This window comes from Candidatus Poriferisodalis sp. (assembly GCF_965262965.1).
Classification (GTDB): Bacteria; Actinomycetota; Acidimicrobiia; order Acidimicrobiales; family Poriferisodalaceae; genus Poriferisodalis.
This window is the reverse complement of the sequence record NZ_OZ253573.1, coordinates 2,265,536-2,286,519: the sequence shown is the minus strand read 5'-3', so window position 1 is coordinate 2,286,519 and position 20,984 is coordinate 2,265,536. Positions and strand designations below refer to the sequence as shown.

General features: G+C 65.9%; 18 protein-coding genes and 2 pseudogenes. 4 read left to right on the top strand and 16 right to left on the bottom strand.

The annotated features are described in order from the left end of the window. Position 1 precedes the first annotated feature (1 nt). Genes ACQY5K_RS10885 through ACQY5K_RS10875 form a run of 3 tightly spaced genes read right to left on the bottom strand, consistent with a single transcriptional unit; the run spans position 2 to position 2,147 of the window. Positions 2–700 (bottom strand): nitroreductase family protein, encoded by a 699-nt coding sequence (locus ACQY5K_RS10885; RefSeq protein WP_428115020.1) that lies wholly within the window; start codon positions 698–700, stop codon positions 2–4. A gap of 55 nt (positions 701–755) precedes the next feature. After that, complete coding sequence (locus tag ACQY5K_RS10880; protein WP_428115018.1) at positions 756–1,652, bottom strand: DNA-formamidopyrimidine glycosylase family protein; 897 nt, start codon at positions 1,650–1,652, stop codon at positions 756–758. Between the two features lie 6 nt (positions 1,653–1,658). Further along, positions 1,659–2,147 carry a hypothetical protein gene (locus ACQY5K_RS10875; protein ID WP_428115015.1) on the bottom strand — a complete coding sequence of 163 codons (489 nt, stop codon included), beginning with the start codon at positions 2,145–2,147 and terminating at the stop codon, positions 1,659–1,661. A 42-nt stretch (positions 2,148–2,189) separates the two neighbouring features. On the opposite strand from ACQY5K_RS10875, the gene hemB reads away from it, so the two are divergent. Beyond that, complete coding sequence (gene hemB / locus ACQY5K_RS10870) at positions 2,190–3,170, top strand: porphobilinogen synthase (protein ID WP_428115013.1); 981 nt, start codon at positions 2,190–2,192, stop codon at positions 3,168–3,170. Positions 3,171–3,286: 116 nt separating this feature from the next. On the opposite strand, the gene ACQY5K_RS10865 is transcribed toward hemB, so the two are convergent. From ACQY5K_RS10865 to ACQY5K_RS10855, 3 genes and pseudogenes are all read right to left on the bottom strand, one after another. Then, positions 3,287–3,961, bottom strand: a complete 675-nt coding sequence (locus ACQY5K_RS10865; RefSeq protein ID WP_428115011.1) for an aquaporin — start codon at positions 3,959–3,961, stop codon at positions 3,287–3,289. A 75-nt stretch (positions 3,962–4,036) separates the two neighbouring features. Then, positions 4,037–4,438 (bottom strand): annotated as a pseudogene (locus tag ACQY5K_RS10860) (peroxidase family protein); the annotation flags it as partial. Between the two features lie 41 nt (positions 4,439–4,479). Beyond that, positions 4,480–4,671: pseudogene (locus tag ACQY5K_RS10855) on the bottom strand (peroxidase family protein); the annotation flags it as partial. A gap of 260 nt (positions 4,672–4,931) precedes the next feature. Between ACQY5K_RS10855 and ACQY5K_RS10850 the strand changes: the two are divergent. After that, positions 4,932–5,633, top strand: a complete 702-nt coding sequence (locus tag ACQY5K_RS10850; RefSeq protein ID WP_428115009.1) for a hypothetical protein — start codon at positions 4,932–4,934, stop codon at positions 5,631–5,633. Here ACQY5K_RS10850 and ACQY5K_RS10845 read toward each other — a convergent pair. Together ACQY5K_RS10845 and ACQY5K_RS10840 are read right to left on the bottom strand one after the other, a co-directional pair. Continuing rightward, positions 5,630–6,091: a transposase gene (locus ACQY5K_RS10845; protein WP_428115007.1), complete on the bottom strand. Its 462-nt coding sequence runs from the start codon at positions 6,089–6,091 to the stop codon at positions 5,630–5,632. The two genes, ACQY5K_RS10850 and ACQY5K_RS10845, sit on opposite strands and share 4 nt — an antisense overlap. Before the next feature lie 95 nt (positions 6,092–6,186). Continuing rightward, positions 6,187–6,801, bottom strand: a complete 615-nt coding sequence (locus ACQY5K_RS10840) for a transposase (protein ID WP_428115005.1) — start codon at positions 6,799–6,801, stop codon at positions 6,187–6,189. A gap of 143 nt (positions 6,802–6,944) precedes the next feature. Here ACQY5K_RS10840 and ACQY5K_RS10835 point away from each other — a divergent pair, with 143 nt between their 5' ends. Next, the gene (locus tag ACQY5K_RS10835) at positions 6,945–7,250 is read left to right on the top strand and encodes a type II toxin-antitoxin system VapC family toxin (RefSeq protein ID WP_428115003.1); all 306 of its coding nucleotides are present in this window, start codon (positions 6,945–6,947) and stop codon (positions 7,248–7,250) included. Here ACQY5K_RS10835 and ACQY5K_RS10830 read toward each other — a convergent pair. From ACQY5K_RS10830 to dnaE, 8 genes are all read right to left on the bottom strand, one after another. Continuing rightward, positions 7,239–8,555: an McrC family protein gene (locus ACQY5K_RS10830; RefSeq protein WP_428115001.1), complete on the bottom strand. Its 1,317-nt coding sequence runs from the start codon at positions 8,553–8,555 to the stop codon at positions 7,239–7,241. The genes ACQY5K_RS10835 and ACQY5K_RS10830 overlap by 12 nt on opposite strands. Further along, positions 8,556–10,982, bottom strand: a complete 2,427-nt coding sequence (locus ACQY5K_RS10825) for an AAA family ATPase (RefSeq protein WP_428114998.1) — start codon at positions 10,980–10,982, stop codon at positions 8,556–8,558. Positions 10,983–11,398: 416 nt separating this feature from the next. Further along, complete coding sequence (locus tag ACQY5K_RS10820; RefSeq protein ID WP_428114996.1) at positions 11,399–12,259, bottom strand: hypothetical protein; 861 nt, start codon at positions 12,257–12,259, stop codon at positions 11,399–11,401. After that, complete coding sequence (locus ACQY5K_RS10815) at positions 12,256–12,639, bottom strand: RusA family crossover junction endodeoxyribonuclease (protein ID WP_428114994.1); 384 nt, start codon at positions 12,637–12,639, stop codon at positions 12,256–12,258. Before ACQY5K_RS10815 ends, ACQY5K_RS10820 begins: the two co-directional genes overlap by 4 nt. A gap of 108 nt (positions 12,640–12,747) precedes the next feature. Continuing rightward, the gene (locus ACQY5K_RS10810; RefSeq protein WP_428114991.1) at positions 12,748–13,923 is read right to left on the bottom strand and encodes a zinc-dependent alcohol dehydrogenase; all 1,176 of its coding nucleotides are present in this window, start codon (positions 13,921–13,923) and stop codon (positions 12,748–12,750) included. Between the two features lie 13 nt (positions 13,924–13,936). Continuing rightward, positions 13,937–16,006: a threonine--tRNA ligase gene (gene thrS, locus ACQY5K_RS10805; protein WP_428114989.1), complete on the bottom strand. Its 2,070-nt coding sequence runs from the start codon at positions 16,004–16,006 to the stop codon at positions 13,937–13,939. A 38-nt stretch (positions 16,007–16,044) separates the two neighbouring features. Continuing rightward, positions 16,045–16,224 (bottom strand): hypothetical protein, encoded by a 180-nt coding sequence (locus ACQY5K_RS10800; protein WP_428114987.1) that lies wholly within the window; start codon positions 16,222–16,224, stop codon positions 16,045–16,047. A gap of 110 nt (positions 16,225–16,334) precedes the next feature. Further along, positions 16,335–19,868 carry a DNA polymerase III subunit alpha gene (dnaE, locus tag ACQY5K_RS10795; RefSeq protein WP_428114985.1) on the bottom strand — a complete coding sequence of 1,178 codons (3,534 nt, stop codon included), beginning with the start codon at positions 19,866–19,868 and terminating at the stop codon, positions 16,335–16,337. A 155-nt stretch (positions 19,869–20,023) separates the two neighbouring features. Here dnaE and ACQY5K_RS10790 point away from each other — a divergent pair, with 155 nt between their 5' ends. Further along, entirely contained in the window at positions 20,024–20,914 is an 891-nt protein-coding gene (locus tag ACQY5K_RS10790) for an HDIG domain-containing metalloprotein (RefSeq protein WP_428114982.1), read from the top strand. The last annotated feature ends 70 nt before the right edge of the window (positions 20,915–20,984 follow it).

The following is a 20,984-nucleotide window of genomic DNA, read 5'->3' as shown; positions in this document are numbered from 1 at the left end:
CTCAGTGACTCCAGGAGTTCCAGCTCATCACCGAGTCAAGATCGGTCCGGGTGGCCAGCTTGAATTCGGTGCCCTGGGTGTACGCCACCGGGCTGAGCGCGTACTGCCGCACCTTGTTGTAAGGAATGCCCAAGATCTCTGCCGCCTCGCGTTCATAGCCGAGGTGCAGCGTGGTCCAGCAGGTGCCGAGCCCCCGCTCGCGGGCGGCCAGCATGAAGCTCCATGCCGCCGGGATGATCGAGCCCGCTTGGCCCACCATCATCCGCGGATCGTCGGTGCGGCCGGCGATGCACGGGATGAACAGCACCGGGCTGCGACCCATGTTCTCCGACAGGTACTCAGCCGACGAGGTCACCCGAGCCTGCTGTGCGTCGCGCTCGGCCCCGAGGCCCGACGCCGCCCGGCCCGCATACATGGGGCTGTTGCGGTAGGAGTCGAAGCCCTTCTTGTACAGCGCCGAGATCTCCTCGATCTTGTCTCGCTCGGTGACGAATACGAAGTGCCATCCCTGCATGTTCGAGCCTGTCGGCGCCTGCACGGCGACCTCGATGCATTCCCGCAGCACCGATTCGGGCACGGGGCGGTCGAAGTCGAGTCGCTTGCGCACCGCCCGGGTGCTCTTCAGCACCTCGTCGGCCGACAGTCCAAGTTTCACTCCGTCGGCCGCAAGGCCGAGCTTTGATTCGTCTGTTTCGCTCATGACGCAGGAGCGTAACCGGCGCCTGTGACAAGCACCGGGGCCGAGTGGTCGGCCGCTAACGCAGGAACTTGCTGGTCGTGTTGTCGGCCAGCACCCGCCCGCCGGTCTGGCATCCGGCGCAGTAGTTGACCGAGTAATCGCGGTAGTCGACGACCCGCACCACCTCATCGCAGGCCACGCACGGTTCTCCCGTGCGGCCGTGCACTGCCGAGGGCCGCTCGGCCGAACGGCTCATCTCCGGGCGCCCTCGTTCGAAGGCCAGCGACTCGTCGCCAACCGCTTCGATAGCGGCCACCACCCGCCCCACGGCGTCGGCGTCGAGCCGTCCGACCGAAGCGAACGGCGACAGCTTCGCCCGATGGCAGATCTCGTTCGCCAGCCGCCGACCCAGCCCCGAGATCACCCGCTGATCCCGAAGGAAGTTGTGCAGGCGCCCCGAATGAGCCGCCATGAGTTCGGCCATGCTCGCTGGGTCCACCTCGGTGGCCTCGGGCCCCAGACCGGTGATCGGCTCGGTGTCGGCGGTATCCCCTTCGAGCACCCACACGCCGGCCCGCTTCTGCGTGCCGGGCTCGGTGAGCATCAGCCCCAAGCCGCTGTCGAACTCGAACCGTGCCAAGCCGTCGCGGGGCCGGCGCGGCCGCTTCGCACCCGGTTCCAGCACCCGCAGACGGCCGCCCTGCATGAGATGCACCACAAACGTCAGGCCATCGCTCCCGACCCCGTCGGCACCCCCGCCGGCCGGAGCCTGCGCCGGGGGAGCGAACCGCAGCAACAGGAACTTGGCCCGCTGGCCGACGCTGCACAGCGGCCGTCCGAGCGCAGCGCTGGGCTGCGGGCTGGCCGTGTTGAACGCGGTGAACGACAATGGCTCGACGCGTTTAAGCACCTCGCCGGCGGCCTGCGCTTCCAGTCGTTCTGCGTGCGCTCGGATTTCAGGGATCTCCGGCACGGTGGTTCAGTCCCCGTCGCCGCCGGCGTCATCGGCCGGGCTGCCGTCGTCCCCGGTGCGTCCGTCGGCAGCGCCATTCCCGTCGCCGCCACCCAACGCTTGCCCCAAAGCCGCGTCCACCATTGCCAACGCCTCAGCGGCTGCGATCAGCACCCGGATATCGCCGCTCACCTTGATCAACCCGGCCTGCAGCGCAGCCAGCGCTCCCAGCTCACTTCGCCGCACGGCCTCAGCAGTGGCTCGTGACTGGCTCATCACCACAACGCCGGCGTCATCACCTGCGTCGCCGTCGCCGTCGCCGTGGCCGCCGTCAAGACCATCGGGCGCGGGCTCCAGATGCGCCCGGCCACCGTCGATCACCAGCCGGTAGGCAACAACCGGTCCGCCATTGCCGTCGCCGATCCGCTGCTCCACCGTGGCCTGAACCTGCGGCAGCTCCACGTCCGCGAGCACCACCGACATCGCTGCACACCAGCTCTCGGACCCAATCTCCACGGTCCCGAACCTAGGCCGATCATCGGCCAATAGCATGACCAGGTGACCTTTCCGGCTCGCCGCATGCGCCGCCTGCGCCGCACCCCAGCACTGCGCCGGCTGGTCGCCGAGACCACCGTCAACCCCACCGATCTCATCGCTCCGCTATTCGTTCGTGAGGACGCCACCGAGCCGCAGCCCATCCTCTCGCTGCCCGGCGTCGTGCAGCACACCCAGGAGTCGCTGCGCAAGGAAGTCAACGAGCTGGCCGGGCTCGGCATCAGCGGTGTGATCCTGTTCGGGCTGCCCGTCCGCAAGGACGCTGTGGGTTCGCAAGCCTGGAACCCCGACGGTGTCGTGCAGGTGGCCCTGTCCAACCTGCGAGACGACCACGGCTCGGAACTGGCGGTTATCGCCGACCTGTGTCTCGACGAGTACACCGACCACGGCCATTGCGGCGTGCTGACCGACGACGGCGAGGTTGACAACGACGCCACGCTCGAGCTGTACCAGCGTGTGGCGCTGGCCCAAGCCGAAGCGGGCGCTGACATGGTGGGACCCTCGGGGATGATGGACGGGCAGGTGGGGGCGATCCGCCAAGCCCTTGACCGCAACGGTCACGAGAGCCTGCCGATCATGGCCTACTCGGCGAAGTACGCCTCGGCTGAGTACGGGCCGTTCCGCGAGGCCGTCGATGTGACCATCAGCGGCGGCGGGAACCGCAAGGGCTACCAGCAGGACTCCTCCAACGCCCGCGAGGCGATGGCCGAGATCGAGCTGGACATTGCCGAGGGCGCCGACATCATCATGGTGAAGCCGGCGCTGGCATACCTCGACGTAATCGCCGCCGCCCGGGCCCGTTTCGACCTTCCGCTGGCGGCGTATCACGTGTCGGGCGAGTACGCGATGCTCAAGGCCGCTGCGGCCAACGGTTGGATTGACGGCGACGCCACTGCGGTCGAGCACCTCACCGCCATCAAGCGAGCCGGTGCCGACATCATCCTCACCTACCTCGCACGCGAGTTCGCCGAGACGCTGCAGTAGCGGCCGGCGCGGGCGGCCATGCGGGTCGAATCACTGCCGGGCCGCAATTCGCCGACGCCCTGCAATGGCGGCTGGCTTGAACCTCGCAGCGCCCCCGATCCCACAGCGGATGGCTGCTAGCGCGCCGGGTGCGTCACCCGCGCCACGCCGATGGCGCACAGCGCCCCGATGAACTGCGCCACGATGAACAACGGAGCACTGGCGGGGGCGATGCCGGCGAACGTGTCGGAGAACATGCGCCCCACGGTCACGGCCGGGTTGGCGAAGCTCGTCGATGAGGTGAAGAAGTAGGCACTGCCGATGTAGGCCGCGACGGCAAAGGCGACGAACTGTTCCTTGCCCGAACGCACCACGCCGATGATGACGATCACCAGGCCGAACGTGGCGATGATCTCCGAACCGAACGCTGCGGGACTTATCCGGTCGTTCGTCGACCAGAACACCGCGTCGAGCTCGAAGATCACGTTGGCCGCGATGACGCCCAGGATCCCGCCTGCGGTCTGCACCACCACGTACAACCCGGCCATCCGGTTGTCCAGATCGCCCGCGAGCCGTGCCCACAGCGTCACGGCGGGGTTGAAATGCGCCCCCGACGTCGACCCGAACAGCAGGATCAGGCACGCCAACGCACCCGCCGTGGCGATCGAGTTCTCCAGCAGCTGCAGTCCGACATCGTTCGGGCTCAGCCGCTCGGCCATGATCCCCGAGCCGACCACGCCCAGCAGCAGGAAGCCAGTGCCCACGAACTCCGAGGTCAACCGGCTGGCCGTCGTCTGCCGCAGCGCCGTCATCGGGACAGCCTCGCAGCTACGAGCGAACGAGCGTCAGCGGAGCGGTCAAATCATGGGGACTCGGTCGGCGGTCTCCTAGTAGAAGCAGAGCGGCGGAACATACTTGACGGCCGCAGGGGCAGGCCCTGCTGCGGCGTTGCTTGCGGGCGCTTCGCTGGGTTCGGTTTCGGTGTTGGCTTCGGTTTCAGTGCTGCTCTCAGTCTCGCTGGTGCCCGCGACGACGAAGGCATAGTCACTCCGCTCGTCCCCAACGGAGGTGTTCCGCCGGATGATGTCCGCCAGGGTGGTGCTGCGCACCTCCGCCAAGAGATCGGCGTTCGCTACGAAGTAGGCGTCGTTCTCGAACCAGAAACGGTCGCCGTCGCGCAGGCGCCGGAACTTGTCGGAGATGATGGCCTGAAGTGTCTCGCCGATCGCCGCCCCCGACACGTGGTCTTCTGCCAGGGCAGCAGGCCAGAGGTCCAAGTCGTCGGCGTCTCCGTAGGCGTCCTCGGGGCCTGCTGGACATCAGCGTCGGATGAGATGTCGGCAAAGCCCGTCACCTCTGTCACGCCGTAGGCGCTGCGCACCGTGTTGTAATCGCCGACGCCGCGATCGCGGCCCCGCTGGATATTCGAAGACACCAGGTCGAAAGCGATGCCGTGTGGCTCTCGCTGGAGGAAATTCCGGACTTCTGTGAGCGTTTGCCGGTAGTTGCGTTCTGCGCTCACTGAATTTCGCGGTGGTGTCGGGGGTCTTCTGGCCCGGCATCACTATCCACCGTTGGGAGCGGTGGCTCCTCCAGCGTGTCGAGCGACCAAGCATCGACGTTGCTGGAGGAGCCGGTTCCCATGATGAACCAGGAGACGTTCGTGAACATCAAGAGCCTGCGAGAGCAGGGATGGACGATCGGCGAGATCGCCGATGAGACCGGTTCCATCCGGCGACGGTCTCGAAGCATTTGCGCGCGGGGCCGCCGGCGGCGAAGCGGATGGTGCCCGATGAGTCCAAGGTGATGAACGCCCGCTGGGCTGAGAGGTGCCGGAGCTCGATCGCTGCGCATCCGCGGCTGTTGGGCGTCAGCGTGTGGCGCTGTTTGACGGCCGAGGGCTTCGCTGGGGGCTATTCGACAGTGACGAGGGCGCTGCGTCGCATCCGGGGGCCTCGGTTCCGGGCTGCGGATCAGGTGTCGGTCCCGATCCATACCGATCCGGGCGAGGAAGCCCAGTTCGATTTCTGCGACCTCGACGTGTGGGCTCGGCGTTGGGGCTGGGAGGGCCGGCTGCGGTGTTTCGGGATGATCATGTGCTGGTCGCGTCAGCGGGTCTGGTGGTTCACCACGAGCGAGGACCGCCAGCACACGTTCGAGGGAATGATCCGGTTCTTCGACACTGTGGGCGGGATCCCCGCGGCGTGCCGCACGGATCGGATGGAGGCACTGGGGTCCTCCCAAGGCAAGCGGTTCGTGCTGGGTCCGCCGACGGTCGCTTTCGCGGCGCATCACGGAACGAAGATCACCTCGTGCAAGGCGCGCGACGCGAAGCGCAAGGGCAAGGTCGGGCGCCCGTTCCGCCAGTTGCAGGCCACGTTGTTGCCCGAGCCGCAAGCCCAAGGCGTCCCCGCGTCGATCGGCAAACCCAACAGTGACACTCGGATGTTCTGTGTAAGCGGGCTGGTCGGGTGGTCAATTTAGTTGAGCGGGAGTCGTCCTGGGTAGCGGACGGCGAGCTGGTTCGAGCAGCGTTTCCATCCGATGGTTCCTGTTCCTTGTGGTCCTCCTCTGTTGGTGGTGTAGATGACCCGGCGCACTTCGGGCGGGTAGTCCCGGAACGGGGTGAACTGCTCCCAGCTGTTGCGCCACAGGCTGACCACGGCGGGGTATTTGTGGCCGATGCCGGCCTCGAACTCGCCGAGGGCCGCTTCGGCTGCTTGGGCGTTGACAGCCCCGTAGACGGGCGCAGCTCTTTGGCGACGGCCTTGCGGTCGTTCCAGGTGACGTACCGGTGGGAGGCCCGCAGCAGGTGAACGACACAGGTCTGCACGGTGGCAGCGGGGCCAGGTGGCCTCGATCGCGTCGGGCAGTCCTTTGAGCCCGTCGCAGAACACGATCACCACGTCGCCGATGCCTCGGTTCCGAAGCTCGGTGAGCACCCCCAGCCAGTACTTGGCGCCCTCGCCGTCGCTGTCGCCGATCCCGGATGCCCCCCAACGTGCTTGGGGCCGTCGAGATCGACGCCCACGGCGAGTCAGGCGGGCCGGTTGGCGACGCGGCCGTCGGGGATCTTGATGTTCGGCGCGTCGATGAAGATGATCGGACACATAGCGTCGAGGGGCCGGCTGCGCCACGCCTCGAGCTCGTCGAGCACCCCGTCGGTGACACGGCTGATCAGGTCACCGGACACCTCCACGCCGTAGATCTCGGCCAGATGGGCAGCCACGTCGCGCACGGTCATCCCTCTGGCGTACAGGGCGATGATCTTGTCGTCGAACCCGTCAAGGCGTGTCGTGCCCTTGGGCACGATCCGAGGCTCGAAGCTGCCGACGCGGTCCCGGGGAGCGTCCACGTCCACAGTGCCGCCGTCGGTATGCACCCGCTTGGGCGTGGCGCCGTTGCGCGAGTTGCCCGACCCCGACCCCGCCCGATCGTCCTTCTCATAGCCCAGATGACCGGTCAGCTCCTCCGCCAGGGCCCGCTCGAGCACCGCCTTGGTCAGCTGGCTCAGCAGCCCGTCGGCGCCGAGCAGTTCGGCGCCCTCGGCGTGAACGCGTTCCATCACCGCGTCCAGCGCCTCGTCAGGCACCAGCGGCGTCATATCTGCGGCCGGCCTCGCCGGCAGCCTCTCTCGATAATTCTCAGTCATTGCGGTCCTTCCTGTCGCCTCGGCATCCATCACCGACACGACACTCTCAGACCAACCCCCTTACACAGAGGATCTGACACTCTCCATCCGGATCGCCTCGGCGGCCCCGTCGCGGGACTTGGGCACCGTCGCAGCGTCATTTGGTGTCCAGTGCATTGCTGCGCACCGAGGCTCGCCGTGCGGTTGCCGACGAAGGTCCAGAGGTGCGACATCAATGTGAGCGCCTGCTCGCTGATACCCATCTGATCGAGCTCACGGCATCGATGCTCGATGCGGCGGGCAGGATCCACGGCCGCAACCTGCGCACCCTGGATGCGATCTACCTGGCGTGCGCTCTGCAGATCGGCGATGACCTCGGCGGCTTCGTCAGTTATAACGCTCGCCAGATCGCAGCGGCCGAAGCTCTCGGCATCGCCACCTACTCGCCTGGCACATCGTCATCCGGCTGAAGCAGTCTCGGAGCCTGTCAAGTGGTCGGCGAGGGCTGACATCTGAGCATCGGTATCGCTGGGGCTACCGGACAGGTCGATGGCAACGGCGTGGAGCTTCGTGCCCAAGTTCTCGACCGTGATGGTGGATCTGGCCAGATACTCGACCGATTCCGTTCCAGCGGATTGGCCTTCGTTGGCGTCGGCGCAGTAGATGAGGGTGCCCTCTTTCAGACCGAGACCCGCTGTGTAGGCCAACAGTTGGTAGTAGTCGCCGTGCCGTCCCGCCGTCTCATCGTCGTCGAAGCGGGACTCCGCGGCACCGAACTTGTACTTGATGTCCGCCACGCCGACTGTCTGCCCCGAACGACGAAACGTGAGGTCCGGCCGGATCCGCACCTGACGGTCGACGTCGAGATACAAACTGCGCTGCGCAGCGACCTCCAGCCGTCCCCGCAGCTCCCGCTGCAGACGTGCCGTCACGAAGTCCTCGAAGAGTTGATTCATGTCCAGCATGAACGCCGACGCTGCGGTGTCCCCGTGACGGTCTTGGAGGGTGAAGTTGGCCAGGATGAGGCGGGCCAGCTTCAGCCCGGGCCGATAGTGCTCGTTCAGTCGGGTGAACTGCACTCGGCCAAGACGTTCCAGCGCCGTCGGGGCCGCCGGTTCATCCACACCGTCCAAGGCAGCCAGCACCCGACGAAGCCGTCGCCGATCTTCATTGGGAACACCAGGAACGCGTAGCGCTTGCCGTGCTGCGGTCCGCAAGCAGCGGTTCTCGTCTACATCGGCCGTGAATTCATCCCACGAGCAGGCCATCGGCACTAGAACACCGCCTCGCCGAAACTGCCGAACGAAGTCGATGCGACCACGCAGTGCAAGCAGATCGTCTTCTTGACGGCGGTAGTGGTGAAACAAGCCACGAGCCAGCGTCGTTTCCGCGGTCCGAGCGAAGAAGGAAACCAGCGCTGGCAGGAGTTCGTTGGTGCTGGCGTAGTCGGCCGCTTCCTGGCGCCACGCTTCGGGAGGCAGACCGACCTCGAGCAGCACGAACAAGTTCTCGGGCTTGATTTTCGGCCGCACGATGACTCGCAGATCGTCGACAGTGAACGCGCCCACCCATTGCTGAGCAGACATTCGCCACCAACCGGGCTCGACGTCCGGCTGGACCGACACCCACTTGGTCTGTCCCAAACGTCGAGCGAGTGCCTCGCTGAGCGGAAGGTGCTTGGTCTCCCACTCGAAGAGGGTGAGGGGCGGACGCTCGCCGTCGCCGGCTGTCGTGTCGATGGCCGCCAGACTCACCGCAGAGTCGACGAGAACCACTTACGCGTCGCCTTCCTCGGCAACGCCTTCGCTCTCACCCGTGAGACTTCCTGCTTCATCGGCAGCGCCGGCCGATTGGTCATCAGGCTCACCCGGTTGCGCACCGGACGAAGTCGCTCCGGGTCCGAAGCGCCGCCAGACGCTGCCGAACCGGAAGCTGTCGATCGCCTCCTGGCGGCCGAAGAGCTGATCTTCGACTAACGGCTCGATGTTGTACTCCCAGATCCGCCGCAAACCGTCCTTGTCCAGATTGCGCTTCATGAAGTGACTCGGACCAATCAGCGAGTGATCGTCACCCATCTGCTCTGCGAGTTCGTTGTTGACCTTGTCGACCAAGCCGGCGACCCACTCTCGGCCCGGTGAATTGCGCTGTATCCACCGGCGCAGGAGGCCCTTGGTCTGACCATGGTTCGGAAAGAACGGCACGAAGTGGAATCGTCGGCGCATCGCAGCGTCGATGAGTGCGATGGAACGGTCGGCGGTATTCATCGTGCCGATGAACCACAGATTCGACGGCAGGGTGAACCCATCCTCTGGCCGGTACTGCGTCTGAGTCCACTCGTCGCGATATTCGAGCAGGTACAGCAATTCACCCAGCACCCGCGGCAGGTTCGCACGGTTGATCTCGTCGATCACCATGACATGCCGTTCGTGGGGGTTCTGCTCGGCGCGTTGCGCCAGCCGGACCAGCGGACCCGGCGTCAACTCGAACGTCATCTGCCCGTTGTCATCGACCCGCGGGCGGAACCCTTCGAAGAAGTCCTCGTACGAGTACGCCGGATGGAATTGCACCAACGAGTACGGCCCGTCATTCTCGTACTCTTCGTCGTCTCGGATGCCCGAAAGCGTCCATGCCAAGTGGCGCGCGAAGTACGTCTTTCCCGTGCCGGGAGGCCCGTAAAGGATCACTTGCCCCTTGTCCTCGAGCAGCTCCACGATGTCGTTGAGGAACCCAACCCCGCACAGCAAGTCTTCGGCTGCGTCGCCAAGCTGTGTCGCGAGATGCTCGCGATAGGAATCGGCCTCGTCGGCATCTTCGTCATCGCCTGAATCGGCGCCATCATTGGCGTAATGCTCATCCAGCCAGTACAAGAACTGCGCCATTCCCCAAGTGTCGATGAAGTCGCCGTCTCCGAAGAACGGGTCCAGCACTTCCGCTAGCAAGTCGTTGGAGCGAACTACAAGTTCTCCGACGCTGCGAGCCCCTCGCGTTGCGTCAAGCAGAACTCGGGCCTCGTCCGCCGTTGATGCATCGAGCAGGTCAAGTCGATCCAGCAGTTCGATCATTTCAAGCTTGCCCGGCCACTGTGAACTCGTGGTGCGGAGCAAGAAGTTCGGCAGGAAACGATTGGGCCACGTGATCGCCAGCATCCGGGTCGCCATCAACTCCCCGAGGCCTCTCACGTTGGCGATGGTCTCGTCGAAGCGTGTGGCGAGGTCACCAGGACCGTGGCAGAGCGAATAGATCTGATCCCGCATACGGGGCCAGTCGGCTTCACTCACGTCGCGTAGCGCGGTGTGCATGCCTGCGGCCACGCCGGCACCGCCGTAGTCGTACTTGGAGGTATTCCAGACGGCTCTGAGCTGGTCACGTTGGCCGTAGCTCAGACTTGGAAGTGAGTTGAGCACCTGCTCGAACTCTGCTCGCGCCGCGCGGCGGTGCGGCACGTCGTCGTCTGGATATCCCCCGTCCCGAAACTGCTGGACCAAGTGACCGAGCGTCAATGCGTCCAGACCGCTGCTGCTCCAGTACTTGCACCACGCCCGAATCCGACCGCGTATGTCGTCGCGTTGTCGCGGAGAATCCACCGTGCCCCAAACGATGAATGCCTCTTCGATCGCAGGCGGATCCCATGCCGCCGGGTTCCGACCGGCCGAGCAAGCGAATCTGATCCACTTCGACAACTTCGCGCGCCTGTTGCTGATCGTGGGCTGCTGCCGCCCTCGATGCTGCAAGTAGCTCAAATATTCTTCGAGACGCGCCATCCACAGAGCGATGTCGTCGTGCAGTTCGGGCTCCCCTGTGTTGGCTTCACGACCTGCGACCGGCTCATTCGATGCCCAGCGACACCACACACTGAGATTCGAAGCGTAAGCGGCGCGGGAGTTGTCCTTCAGGTCGCGCTGCCGGTCAAGCAGCTCTTCGATGAGCAATTGGTCGAACGTCGATGGATCGTGTGCGTGAGACAGTGCGAAGTCGATCCAGCGCTCGACGATGCTTCGGTACTGGCCCTGGGCTGAAGAACCGACTCGCCGGTCTTCGCGCAGGTAATCAGAGAACTCGTCAAGTCGCTGCATCCATTGCTGACGTTCGTCCATGGCGGCGAACCTACAGCTGGGGTGCAACACGCCGATCAGCCGCTGGCGGTGCCCTTCGCATGCATGATTCGTCAGCTCTAGCTCCCCTTCGGGTGGCAGCCTCTGCATCGTGGACGTAGAAGCCGACCAAACTCCCGCTGCTGTGATATCGGCACATGAAGCCGCTCTGCTGCGGAAGCCCGAGCTGTGGCGCAGATCGAAGCTGACCAGGCGGATCCGTCACGGGCTGTTCGTTCCGAGGCGAGACGCCCCCGGACAGACTGAAGTGACTCAGTTGGTCGGTGCCGACAGCGCGCTCTGTACGGCGCGGCGCACCCAGGACGACACGGAGCGGTCTTCATCCGCTGCGGCTGCCTTCACCTGTTCGAGCACCTGTGGTGAGAAGCGCTCGGCTACCCGGTCGGAGAGGGTCGACGTGCGCCGCCGCGGCGGTCCGTGGGGCGTCTGGCTCTCCAGGCGGCTCTAGAACTCGTATTCCTCGGTGGGCGTCATTGCGACAGAGTCCGAAGTTCCTCCATGATGCGTCACAACTGATCTAGCCGTGCCCATTCGGTACCGTCTTTTTCGATGGTCCGCACTGCCTCGGCGATGTCAGCTTCGAGTGCGTTCTCGAACTGCTGCCACAGGACGTGCTCGGCATGGTGGGGTCCGCTGCCGAGCCAGACGTACTGCTCATCGCTCGTGTCGTAGGCGAGGGCCGCGTTATCGGGGGTGGCGTGGTGTGCGGTGAACCAGACCACCATGTCATGCAGGTCGGCATGCTTGCCCTCGACAGCGTCGAGCGCGAAGCGGCAAAGCCAATCGAACTGACCCGCACTCGGCGGGTCGGCACGCATGCCGTGCGCGATGGCGTCGCGTGCGCGTGCGAGAACCTTGAACTCCGCTGCTTGGTTGTCGCTGAGGACGCCCTCCATCGTGACTTGCTGGATGAGATTGAGTGCCGGCATCAGTCTCGCGGGAGCGACATCCCGCTTGTTCGCCAGCCACAGCAATGCGCCTTCGATAGCCGACCACAGGAGCTGGGTCGCACCGTCAGGTGATTCCCCGGCGATCTGGCGAGCCTCTTGTACCCGACGGTTGATGTCGTCGGGGTCCGGCACAGTTGGCAATTCTTCGGGCACGTAGGTGAAGATGTCGAGCCGCCAACTGCAGTCATCCCTCAGGATCTGTGAGAGCTTCGCGAGGCGATCGCGAGAGTCGCTGCTCAACTGTGTCGGCCTGACTTCGACGATCACGAACTCGTCGTTCCGCCGGGCGACGGCATTCGCCACGAAACCGTCGTATGGCTTCGGCAGCTGCTCATCGAGGCTGACAACGTAGCCATCAGCCTCATACTTTCTCCGGGCACTCAGAAGTGCTCTGCGCGCCGCGGTATTCGTGGTCATGAGAACGTCACTTCCCCGTCCGCAGCGGCGACTCGAACAAACACGAAGTCTCCAGTCGTCGCGATGAGCGCGTCGCTGACGATCGCTGGCGTATTCGCAAAGGGCGGGGGTCGTAGCCGATCCAATTTGCGAGCACATACATCCACGATGGTCTTGTCGTGTTCGTAGGCGACCCTCTTGAGGGCGTCCTGGATCGGCTTGATGATGTTGTCGGTGTCCAGATCGGTTGCTCGCTCGTAGAAATAGCCGATTCGCAACCGCAACGGCCCGGTCAGCGGCTCGACGGGGTCAGGGAAAGCTGCCCTTACCGCGGCCTGCCATTGTGGTCTGGTATCTGCCCGATGCGTCCTTGGCGTGCCCATCACAGCAAAGTCGATCATGTCGGCACTGGTGTCCCTGCCACGCCCATCACCCTATGCATGGGACCCGTCGGGTGAGCAAGGGAATTCTCCGGGCGCTGCGGTCGCGCTGCTCGTCGGGCAGTGCAGTCAGTCCTCGCGCAGGTCGAAGGCGATCTTGGTTGAGCCGCGGGCACCAGCGTTGGCGGCGTGCTCGAGTGCGTTGCGGTATTCCTCCAGCGGATACAGCTCCGACACCAGCCGGCCGAGGTCGCAGTCGCGCACTAGTTTGACCGCCGCCTCGAAGGTGTGGCCCCCGTCCAGCGACGGCTCGGTGCCATAGCAGTAGGCCCCCACCAGCTCGGTCTCGCGGTGCCACAGCGCTGACAGGTTCAGCTCCACCGAAGCCGGCATGCCCAGCACCACCACCCTGCCCCGCGGCCGAGTGACCGCGATGGCATCGGTCAGCGACTCCGACGACGCCACTGCGTCAATCGTCACATGGGTCCCTGAACCCAGCGTCGAGCCGATCACCCTCGTGCCGGCGGCGCGGCGCACAGCCCGCCCCAACTCGTCGGGCGACACCGCCAGATCGGCACCCAGCTCCCGGGCCAGCCGGCGCTGATGGCTGTAGCGAGCACCCACCACGATCGCCGCCACGCCGGTCAGCTGCCGCAACGCGGCAACCGCAACCAAACCCATCGTGCCGGCGCCGATCACGGCGGCCGTGCCGCCCTCGGTCACCCCCGACCGCAGCGCGGCGTGAATGCCCGCAGCTGTCGGCTCGATCATCACTGCCGTCTCGTCGCTCAGCTCGGCAGGCCCGAGCGAACCCAGCGAATGGAGCTGCGACCGGTGTGCGACAAACGTCTCGGACCAGCCGCCGCCGGTCGACGCGCACGAACCCGTCTGCAACCCGGCTTCGATCACGCCGCCGATCAAGTGGCCGTAGTCGTCGCCGTCGGCGGGTGCTGCGTCGGGCCACGGCGGGGCAACGCCGTGAGCTTCAGGTCCCAGTACCGGTTCCAGCACCACCCGGGTGCCGTCGCCGACGTGGCCGACCACTTCATGCCCAGGCACGAACGGGAATGACACCAGCGACTCGAAGTAGCGCGACACCTTCCCGTCCACCGTCGCAAGATCCGAACCGCAAATGCCCGACAGCGCCGTGCGCACGTACTGCCAGTCGCCGCCCGGCAACTCCGGCGGGTCCATCTCGGTCAAACTCAGCGGGCCCACGCCCGCACCCGAGCCGGGTTTGAGCTTGCCCGCCGCCATGGCCGCTGCGAACCGCAGCTCCTTGCGCTCAAAAACCAGCGCCTGCACTATCGCCCGAACCTCAGTCGCTCGCCGCGGCCGCGGCCGCGCCAGATTCGGCGCCTGTGCTGCTGGAGCCGCCGACATCGGTGGCTTTGCTCTCCACCTCATCGGCCAGCTGCGCGACAAACTCGCCCAGCGGAACATCACGCCGTACCGGATGGCCACGCGGATTCACGCCCACTGTGCCCGCCGCCACATCGTCGTCACCAACCACCAGCACGTACGGCACTTTCTCCAGCTTCGCCCGACGAATCCGCGCCCCCAACGGATCGTCCGCCGGCACCATCTCGGCCCGGAACCCGGCTTCGCGCAGCTGCGCGACCACCTCCGAGGCAAACGCATCGTGATCCGCCCGCACGCCCAGCACCACCGCCTGCACCGGCGACAGCCACGGCGGGAACGCACCCCCGTAGTGCTCCATCATCACACCGAAGAACCGCTCGATCGCGCCAAAGAGCGCCCGGTGGATCATGATCGGCCGGTGCAGTTCGCCGTCAGCGCCGGTGTATCGCAGGTCGAACCGTTCCGGCAGGTTGAAGTCGAGCTGAATCGTCGACAGCTGCCATGACCGCCCGATGGCGTCCTGCACGTCGATGTCGATCTTCGGCCCGTAGAACGCCGCCTCGCCCTCGGCCTCGACGTAGTCGTGGCCGCGCCGGTCCAAGGCCTCCCGCAGCGCCGCCGTCGCCCGGTCCCAGCCCTCCGCGCTACCCACGAACTTGTCGGGATCTTGCGTCGACAGCTTGAAGGTGACATCCTCGAAGCCGAACGCGCCCAACACCGACAGCACGAAATCCAGCAACCGTTCGATCTCGTCGCCCAGATGCTCGGGCGCCATGTACAGGTGGCTGTCGTCTTGGGTGAACCCGCGGATCCGCATCAGCCCGTGCAGCGTCCCCGACCGCTCGTAGCGGTACACGGTGCCCAGTTCGAACAGCCGCAGCGGCAGCTCACGGTAGGAACGCTGGCGTTGCCCGAAGATCAAGCAGTGCATCGGGCAGTTCATCGGTTTGGGGTAGTAGACGCCGTTGTCCATCTCCATCGGCGGGTACATGCCCTCGGCGTAGAAGTCCAGGTGCCCGGAGGTCTCGAATAGCCGGGCGTGGGCCAGGTGCGGCGTGTAGACGAACTGATAGCCGCCCGACTCGTGCCGGTCGCGGCTGTAGTCCTCCATGATCTTGCGGATCACTGAGCCCTTGGGGTGCCACACGGCCAGCCCGCCGCCCAGCTCGGCGGGGAAGCTGAGCAGATCCAGTTCGGTCACGAGCCGCCGATGGTCTCGCTTGGCGGCTTCGGCCAGCCGTTCGAGGTGCGCAGCCAGCTCGGCCGCAGAGCCCCACGCCGTGCCGTAGATACGTTGCAGCATCTGGCGCTTCTCGTCACCCCGCCAGTACGCGCCCGCTACCCGCATCAGCTTGAAGTGGCCAAGGCGTCCGGTGTCGGGTACGTGAGGACCGCGGCACAAGTCCACGAACTCGTCAGTGTTGCGATACGTCGTGATTACCCCGCCCTGCGGCCCCGAAGTCGGGTCGTCGGCCTCGCCGTCGAGGATTTCGATCTTGTAGGGGTGCTGCGCGAACAGCTCGTCAGCAGTGGCCCGATCCACCTCGGCACGGATGAACGGTTGCTTGGCGTCGACGACGGCGCGCATCTCGACTTCGATGGCGTCGAGGTCGTCGTCCGAAAACGTCCGTGCCGCGCCCGAGTGGTCGGTACCGAGATCGAAGTCGTAGTAGAAGCCGTCGGTGATCGGCGGCCCGATCGAGAACGTGGCCCCCGGATACAGCCGCAGCACTGCTTGGGCCAGGACGTGCGCGGTGGAGTGACGCAGCACTTCGAGCCCGTCGCCGGTGCCCGGGAACACCAGCGACACCGCTGCGCCGTCGGGCAACGGCCGATCCAGGTCGAGCTGCTCGCCATCGGCGACCGCGATGAGCGCATCCTTGGCGGCGCGACGTCCCAGCGACGCGGCAAGGTCGGCGCCCGTCGCACCAGCCGGAAGTTCACGCGACTGCCCGTCGGGCAGCACGACCGTGGTTGAAACTCCGCCAGAGGCGTTCGTGGTTGCGGCCTCGCCAACTGCATTCATCGGCCCAAACTCATCGGCGTCGGCTCATGGCGCTGGGGTTACCGAGTCGGTCCGCCATAGAAGACGACGTTCATCAGGATGATCAGGAACAAGATGCCGCCGATCACCCAGATCTGATCGGACCGCTGGAAGCTCTTGAACTTCGCGAGCGGGACCATCATCCGGGCCGGGTCCTTGAGCAACTTTTCGTCGATCTTGCGGGTATCGCCGTCGCTCATGAGCACTCCTAGTGAACTGCGTCGCAGATGGCCCCGCCGCAGCGAAAACGGCCGCGTTCACGACCATCGAGAAAGGCTAGGGGCTTCGCTGCGCAGTCCGATGCGCAGATTCAGGTGCGAACTGCGTCGGCGCCGAGAATCTCGCGCAACGGTCCGGCGAGGGCGCCGGCGTCCACCCATCGAGACTCGGGAAGCTGCACCAGCCGGTCGCCGACGCGCAAGTGCACCGGTGCATCGCCGGGATGGGAGGCCAGCATCTTCTCGAACGAGACCAGCCAGTTCTCGTCCATGTCGACGCGTTCGACGTTGAGACGCAGCGGCGCCGGTCCCTTGCGCAAATCGAACGGGGCGATCTCGTTCGCGAGGAACGCTGTCTCGCCCTCGCCTCGCCGGTCTGGGCGGCCGCGCACCAGCACGACGGCATCCTCGGCGAGGCCATCGCCGGCTTCGGCCATGGCCTTGGGGAACACCGTCACCTCGACGGAGCCTTCGGTGTCCTCGAGCGTGAAGCGCGCCATGGGCTCGCCGCTGCGGGTGAAGCGTCGCTGGAGGTTGTGCACGACGCCGCCGATGGTCACCCACTGCTGGCCGCCGTCGGGGTTCGGCGGCAGGTCGCCGATGCCGTTGGCAGTGCAGTCAGTGGCGCGCCGCAATTGGGCCTCACCGCCGCGCAGCGGGTGATTCGACACGTACAGCCCAAGCAGCTCTTTCTCCCACACCAGCGTGGTCCGCTCGTCGGCGGTGATGTCGGGGACGTCGATCCGGTCGTCGAATTCGACGCTGTCGGCGTCCGCTCCGCCGAACATCGACTGCAGGCCCGCCTCGGCCTCAGTGCGCCGCCGCAAGGCAGCCTCGATGATGCGGTCGAACACGTCGAGCAGCCCGGCGCGGGTGTGGCCGCATGATTCGAATGCCCCGGCCCTGATGAGCGACTCCACGAACCTGCGGTTCAGCACCTCGCGCGGCATCCGCTCGCAGAAGTCGTAGAAGTCGGCGAACGGCCCGTTGGCGCTGCGCTCGGCGAGGATCGGCTCGGCCACCTTCTCGCCCACGTTGCGCACCGCCGACAGCCCGAACGGGATCGCATTCCCGTCGGTCGCGAAGTCCATCTCGGAGAGGTTGATGTCGGGCACGCGCACCTCGATGCCGTGCTGGCGGCAGTCGGTGAGGTAGACGCCCGCCTTGTCGATGTTGCGCTTGGAGCCCGTCAGCACGGCGGCAAGGAACTCGGTGGGGTAGTTGGCTTTCAAGTACGCCGTCTGGTACGCAATCAGCCCGTAGGCAAAGGCGTGGCTCTTGTTGAACGCGTAGTCCGCGAACGGCTCGATGATCGCGAACAGCTGCTCTCCCAGCGCCTCGCCGTAGCCCTTCGCATCGGTGCCGGCGATGAACTTGGCGCGGTGCTCGGCGATCTGGGCGCGATTCTTCTTGCCGCACGCCTTGCGCAGGTCGTCGGCCTCGGCCATGGAGTAGCCGGCGATGTCCTGGGCGACCCGCATCATCGACTCCTGATAGATCATCAGCCCGTAGGTCTCGTCGAGCAGCTCGGCCAGATCCGGATGCGGCGGATCGGCGGACTGGCGGCCGTTCTTGCGGTGGGCGTAGCTGTTGTGCATATCGGCGGCCATGGGGCCCGGCCGGTACAGCGCCACCAGCGCGCAGATGTCCTCGAACTGATTGGGCTGCATCGAACGCAGCAGCGAACGGACCGGCCCAGATTCCAGCTGGAACACGCCCATGGTGTCCCCGGCGCACAGCAGCTTGAACGTGGCTGGGTCGTCGAGCGGCATTGTGTCGATGTCGACCGTCGAGCCGGTGCGTCGCTCGATGAGGCGCACGCACTCGTCGATGATCGACAGCGTCCGCAGGCCCAGGAAGTCCATCTTCAACAAGCCGAGGTCTTCCACACCGCCCATGTCGAACTGGGTGACGATGGGTGCATCGTCGGGGTCGGTGCCTGTCTCGGGCTTGCGCTGGATGGGCAGGTAGTCGGTGAGCGGGTCGGGGCTGATCACCACCGCCGCGGCGTGCACCGAGTCCTGACGGATGAGTCCCTCGAGCCCACGGGCCACGTCGACGACCTCGCGCACCTCGTCGTCCAGCGCGTACATGTCGCGCAGCTCGGCTGCTGCGGCGTACCCGTCGGAGTGCTGCTCGTCGCGTTCGAGGCAAGCGCCCAGCGGCGTGTCGCGGCCCATGATGAGCGGTGGCATGGCCTTGGAGATGCGGTCGCCCAGCGAGTAGGGCTTGCCCAGCACGCGGGCGGCGTCTCGCACGGCGGCCCGGGCCTTGATCCTGGAGAACGTGATGATCTGCGCCACGTGCTCGGTGCCGTACTTCTGGGCCGCGTAGTGGATCATCTCGTCGCGGTAGCGGTCGTCGAAGTCGATGTCGATGTCGGGCATCGAGATGCGAGCCGGGTTCAGGAATCGCTCGAAGAGCAGCCCGTAGTGGATGGGGTCGAGATCGGTGATGCGCAGGCAGTACGCCACCGCGCACCCCGCGGCCGAGCCGCGTCCGGGTCCGACGCGGATGCCGCTCTCGCGGGCATGACGGATGAGGTCCCAGGTGATGAGGAAGTACGAGCTGAAGCCCATGTCGGAGATGACGCGCAGCTCGTAGGCGATCCGTTCGGCGGTGGACGCCGGCAGATTCTGGCCCCAGCGCTCCTTCGCCCCTTGGAGCGCCAAGTGCTTGAGATACGCGTCGGCGTCGGCGTGAGGGGCGGGCACGTCGAAGTGCGGCAGCAGCATGCGGCCGAATTCGATGTTCACATCGGCGCGCTCGGCGATGGCCAGTGTGTTGTCGCAGCTGTCGGGATGGGCGGCGAACAGCGTCCGCATCTGTGCGGAGGTCTTCAGATAGTGCTGATCGCCGTGGAACTTGAAGCGGTCGGGGTCGCTGCGCAACGCCCCGGTCTGCACGCACAGCAGCGCGTCATGAGCGAGCGCATCGCCCTGCTGGGTGTAGTGCAGGTCGTTGGTGGCGAGCAGCGGCGCGCCGAGTTCTTGCGCGATCTGAAGCAGCTGCGGATTGCAATCGCGCTGCGCGCCGATGCCGTGGTCCTGCAGCTCGACGTACAGCGAGTCGCGCCCGAAGATGTCCTGCAGCCGGCCTGCCCGCCGTCGGGCCTCGTCGTAGTCGCCGGCAAGCAGCGCCTGCTGCACGACGCTTCCCAGGCACCCCGTGGTGGCGATCAGGCCGTCGGCGTGCTGGGCGAACATCTCCCAGTCCATGCGGGGCTTGTAGTAGTAGCCCTCGAGGAACGCCGTGCTGGCCAGCTTCAGCAGGTTCCGGTAGCCGGCGTCGTTCTCGGCCAGCAGGGTCAGGTGGTAGTAGAGCTTTTCGCCCTCGCCGTCGTCGCCCGAGTCGTCGACTTTGCTGTTCTTGGCGCGATTGCGGCCGGGACGCTCGTGGCGGCTCTCGAGCGCCATGTAGGCCTCGGTGCCGATGATCGGCGTGATCTCGTGTGCTTTGCAGGCCCGGTAGAAGTCCAGGACGCCGTACATGTTCCCGTGGTCGGTGATTCCCAACGCGGGCTGGCCGTCCGCGGCTGCGGCCCCGACCACCTCGTTCACTCGCGCTGCCCCGTCGAGCAGCGAATACTCCGTGTGGGTGTGCAGGTGAACGAACGACGCTGCCACGCTGCTCCTCGCTGATTGTTCAAAGCGGTTGGTCTGTCGAACATAGACCCGTCACAGGCGCGACTTCGGCATGTCGGAACCGTGCGTGTGGTGAGGTGGCAAAAGTCCCGGAATACATGGTTGGACGGCTGCGTGCGGCACTGCATCATGGAGGGATGACCACGCCGCACCGCGCGCCGCACAGCGCGCCGTCTTGTGATGAACGCGACGAAGTCGACGAGCTGACCGACGACGAGCTGGAGCTCGACGGCGACATCGTGCTGCCCTGCGACGAGCTCTCCAGCGTGCTGGTCGTCGACGACCCTCGAGAGGGCCTGTGGGAGCTGGTGGAGTCGGGCTGGGCCGTTGAGCACCTGCCAGAGCTGCCCGCGCTCGCGCTGGAGCAGGATCCGATCCACCGCCACAAGGACGTGCTGGCCCACACCATCGCTGTGGTGGCCCAGAGCCCGCCGCGACTGCGGGTTCGTCTGGCCGCGCTGTTCCACGACATCGGCAAGCCGCTCACGCGAGAGATCACGCACGGCGGTGTGACATTCCGCAACCACGAGGCGGTGGGCGCCAAGATGACGCGCCGCCGGATGCCGCAGATGGGCTACAGCGACCAGATGACCGAACAGGTGACACGACTCGTGTTCCTGTCGGGTCGCTTCAAGGGTTACGACACCGGCTGGACCGACGCGGCAGTACGCCGATATGCACGCGATGCCGGGCTGCTGCTGGGCGACTTGAACGACATGGTCCGCAGCGACTGCACATCCCGCAATGTGAAACGGGTGCAGGCCCTGCACGATGCGCTCGACCGCTTCGAGGTGCGCATTGCCCGACTGGCGCGCGAACAGACTGTCGCCGCGGAGCGCCCCGAACTCGACGGCGACGAGGTGATGGCCCACCTCGGCCTCGCCCCTGGTCCCGAGGTGGGTCAGGCCATGAAGTTCCTGCTGGAACTCCGCCGGACCGAAGGCGAGCTGGGCGACACCGAGGTGCGCCGCCGCCTCGACGCCTGGAGGGTCGCCCAAGCTTCTGTCGAGTATGGGAGCGAGCAATGAAAGTGAAGCGTCGCGGCGACCGCAATCGTTGTGGTGCATGCCTGCTGCATATGACACGATAAATTCGTTT